Source organism: Burkholderia dolosa (assembly GCF_902499135.1).
In the GTDB taxonomy this organism is placed as follows: domain Bacteria; phylum Pseudomonadota; class Gammaproteobacteria; order Burkholderiales; family Burkholderiaceae; genus Burkholderia; species Burkholderia dolosa.
Genome location: NZ_CABVPR010000126.1, coordinates 1 through 3990, shown reverse-complemented (window position 1 = coordinate 3990; position 3990 = coordinate 1). Strand labels below are relative to the sequence as shown.

General features: G+C 71.5%; 4 protein-coding genes. All 4 read right to left on the bottom strand.

From position 1 onward, the window contains the following. Nucleotides 1–1021, bottom strand: a 1021-nt coding sequence (locus BUB20358_RS27665; RefSeq protein ID WP_174905169.1) for a c-type cytochrome, incomplete at its 3' end; no start/stop codon positions are given. 50 nt (nt 1022–1071) lie between these two features. Continuing rightward, on the bottom strand, nt 1072–1914 hold the full coding sequence (locus BUB20358_RS27660) for an ABC transporter ATP-binding protein (protein ID WP_035974032.1): 843 nt from the start codon (nt 1912–1914) through the stop codon (nt 1072–1074). Beyond that, entirely contained in the window at nt 1908–2999 is a 1092-nt protein-coding gene (locus BUB20358_RS27655; RefSeq protein ID WP_035974033.1) for an ABC transporter permease, read from the bottom strand. Before BUB20358_RS27655 ends, BUB20358_RS27660 begins: the two co-directional genes overlap by 7 nt. 4 nt (nt 3000–3003) lie before the next feature. After that, nucleotides 3004–3990: ABC transporter substrate-binding protein (locus BUB20358_RS27650; RefSeq protein WP_174905168.1), on the bottom strand; the 987-nt coding region annotated here is incomplete at its 5' end.

The following is a 3990-nucleotide window of genomic DNA, read 5'->3' as shown; positions in this document are numbered from 1 at the left end:
GTGCGCGCAGCCAGCCGCGCCGGTCGGCGAGCAGTTGCGTGCCGCCGAGCGCGTCGGCCGGCACGCCGGCGATCGTCGCGAACGCGCGCCATGCATCCGGCGTCGCCGCGACGCAATTCGCGCGCGTGCCGGCCGCCGGCGCCACGGGCATGCGCAGATCGCCGGTCGTGACGAGCAGCGTCTGCCAGCGCGCGTCTTCGGCCGGCGCCGGCATGCCGGGTGCGAGCGCGACGATGCGCACGCGCTGGCCTTCGCGCCAGCGGTCGAGCGGTTGCGGCGCGGCGTCGCCGCAGCGCACGTCGAGCGCCGGCAACGGAAGCGGAGTCGGCCACGCGTGCTCCGTCCGCGCAGCGCTGCCGGCCGCGAGCGCCTTCAGATAATCGAGCACGGCCCACGTATCGTGCGCATCGAGCGTTGTGGCGAAGCCGGGCATCGACGGCGCGCCGCGTTCGTCGCGCATCCCGTGCCGCACGCGCCAGTACAGCTCGCCGTCGAGCCGACGCGCGAGCAGCGCGCCCGCGAACGTCGGCGGCCAGTGCGCGAGCGACGGCGCGAGCGGACCTTCGCCGCGGCCGTCCGCGCCGTGGCACGACGCGCAATGGCGCGTGTACACGCGCGCGCCGTGCATCACGCCCGCGACCGAGAACGGCTCGGGGTTGCGTTGAAAGCTCGTCGGCACGGCCGCCGACAGCCACAGCGACGACGGCGGCCACGGCGCAATCCATGCAGCGGCCAGCGCGGCGACCGCGGATGCGACGCGTCGCCGGCGCGACGCGATCGCGACGCACGCGAGTATCGCGGCGAGCGCCGTCGCCGCGCATGCGAATGCAAGCTGCCGCGTCAGCGCCGCATCGATGCGCAGCGTGTCGAGCGCGACGCGCTGCGCCCACGGCCACGCGGCTTGGCCGTCGGCATCGCGCGTCAGGCCGAGCGCATGCAGCGCGTGCGCGATCGCGATCTGCGCGCGGTACAGCGACTGCAGAAACAGCAGCGCCCAGTCGGCGAGCGGCGGCGCGTTCATCGGCCGCGTCCGCGCTGCGCGCCGCGCCGGCGGCGAACCGAACCGCGCATCTACCAGCTCGCATCGAGTCCGAGATGCCGCAGCGCATCGTGGCGCAGTTCGGCGAGCCGCGGGTCGCCGCGATGGCGCGGATACGGGAGGTCGACACGCAGCTCGGCGACGATCCGCGCAGGACGCGGCCCGAACACGATCACGCGCTGCGCGAGGAACAGCGCTTCCTCGACGTCATGGGTGACGAGCAGCGCGGAGAAGCGGTCGCGCTGCCACAGCGCGGTCAGTTCGGTCTGCATCGTGAGCCGCGTCAGCGAATCGAGCTTGCCGAGCGGCTCGTCGAGAATCAGCAGCTGCGGATCGTTGACGAGCGCGCGTGCGAGCGCGACGCGCTGCGCCATTCCGCCGGACAGCTGATGCGGAAACACGTTCGAGAATTCCTGCAGCCCGACGCGCGCGAGCGCATCGTCGACGCGATGCTGCGCGGTGCGTGCGACGCCGCGCGCTTCGAGGCCGAGCGCGACGTTCGCGCGCACACGGCGCCACGGGTACAGCGTCGGATCCTGGAACACGACGATGCGCGACGGATCGGGCTGCCGGATCGGCACGCCGTCCTGCGCGATCGTGCCTTGCCGCGCGGTGTCGAGCCCCGCGACGAGCCGCAGCAGCGTCGATTTTCCGCAGCCGCTCGGGCCGAGCAGCGCGACGAACTCGCCGGCCGCGACGGACAGCGTGACGTCGTCGAGCACCGGCAGCGCGCCGCCGGGGCCGTCGAACGCATGGCTCACGCGGCGGATGTCGATACGCGCACCGCGCGGTGCGGCCGCAGACGATGCAGAGGATGTAGCGGACGCAGCAGGCGTCGCGGAAACGGACGATTCGAGCACGGCGGCGCCTACCATTTGACGGTTCCCTTTTGCCACGCGAGCACACGGTCGCGCACCGCGAACAACAGCGCGATCAACCCGGAGAACAGCAGCGCCATCACGATCAGCGCCGCATACATGTTCACGTACGACGCCCAGCCCTGCGCCCAACTGAGATACCAGCCGAGCCCCGACTTCACGCCCATCATCTCGGCGACGACGAGCACGGTGAACGACGCGCTCAGACCCATGAAGATTCCGACGAACACATGCGGCAGCGCGGCCGGAATCGCGACGCGCAGCACGAGGAAGCGCGCGTTCGCACCCAGCGTGCGCGCGACGTCGTAGTACTGGCGGTTCACGCTCGCGACGCCGGACCACGTCAGCACGGCGACCGGGAAGCCGGTCGACAGCGCGATCAGGAACGCGGCGGCCGAATAGCTCGACGGGAAGAAGTAGAACGTGAGCGGCAGCAGCGCGGTGGCCGGCACGGGGCCGAGCACGCGCAGCACCGGATGCACCCAGTAGCCGACGCGGCGCGACCAGCCGATCGACACGCCGACCGCGAACCCCGCGGCGACGCCGTACGCGAAGCCGAGCGCGAGCAGCTTCAGCGTGTTGCCGGCGCTGCCGGCGAGGCGCGGCCAGTCGTCGACGTAGACTTCGATCAGCGCCTGCGGCGGCGCGAAGAACGGCGTCGGCAGCCAGCCGGTTTTCGCGGTCGCGATCTCCCACGCGGCGAGCACGAGCGGCAGCGCGACGAGCCACGGGCCGGCGCGGTGCACGCGCGCGATGCGCGTGCGCACGGCCGGCACCAGCTGGCCGAGCGTCGCGGCGACGAACAGCAGCAGCGCGAGCGTGCCGGCCGCCGTCGCGAACGTGTCGGTGTACGCCCAGTCGGTGAAGCCGACGATCCGGTTCGGCCACAACTGCGTGATCGCGGCGAGCAGCGTCCATGCGAGTGCGGCGGCGATGCCGGCGGGCCATACGCGCGCACGACGCGCGTCGGCGGCCTGGGTCGCTTCGCAAGCGCTGCACGCGATGCGGGACGCCGCGGCGGCTGCGCCGCCGGCCGGCGCCGGCGCGCTGCGTGCGGGGGAAGCGTGTTCGAGCGTCGACATCGCGTCACCCCAGCACGTTCGCGTAGACCTGCTGCGCGAAGCGCTGCGGGTCCGTGCTCTTCTTCAGCACGCTGATGCGGCGGAAATCGTCCGCATAGAACGCGATTTCCTGCTGCAGGTCGACGCTCGTCGGATGATGCGTGTACGTGAGCGTCGCATACAGCTTGCGCAGATCGTCCGGATCGATCTTCGGCGAATACTTCGCGAACACCTTCGCGGCCTCGTTCGGATTGTCGTGCGTGAACTCGGTCGCCTGCACGATCGAGCGCGCGAGCGCGGCCGCGGCCGGCCGATCGTTGCGCACCAGATCGCCGCGCGCGCCGATCACGCAGCACACCTTGCGCGCATATTCGCCGGACAGATTCGTCGCGAGCTCGGTGTATGCGCCGCCGCTGCGCTTTTCGAGCAGATACAGGTTCGGGTCGCCGTCCGCGATCGCGTGGATCTCGCCCTTGTCGACCGCGACGCCGAGCAGGTCCGCCGGATACTGCCGCCACGTGACGTCGCGCTCGGGATCGATGCCGTTCTTCGCGAGCAGGATCGAGAAGAAGTGCTTGCCGGGCGCGGCCAGATCGCTGACGCCGACCGTCTTGCCCTTCAGCGCCTGCAGCGTCGTGACGCCGGCCGCTTTCGCGCCGATCAGCCGCACGCAGCCGCCGTGCGAGCTGCCGATGATCTTCACGTCGAAGCCGGCTTCGAGCGGCTTCAGCCAGCGGTGGATCATCCCGACCGCCGCGTCGGCCTTGCCGGTCGCGATCGATTCGAGCAGCTGGTCGGTCGAGCCGCTGTAGTTGATCAGCTCGACTTTCAGTCCGTTCTTTTCGAAGAAGCCGCGCTCCTGTGCGACGACGATCGGCGTCAGGCAGAACGCGTTCTGGTTCCATGCGAACGTCAGCTTCTTCAGCGGCGGTGCGGCCCACGCATGGCGCGCGATCGCGATCGCCGGCGCGGCGAGCGCCGCGGCGCCGGCCGCGCGCAGCAGCCGGCGGCG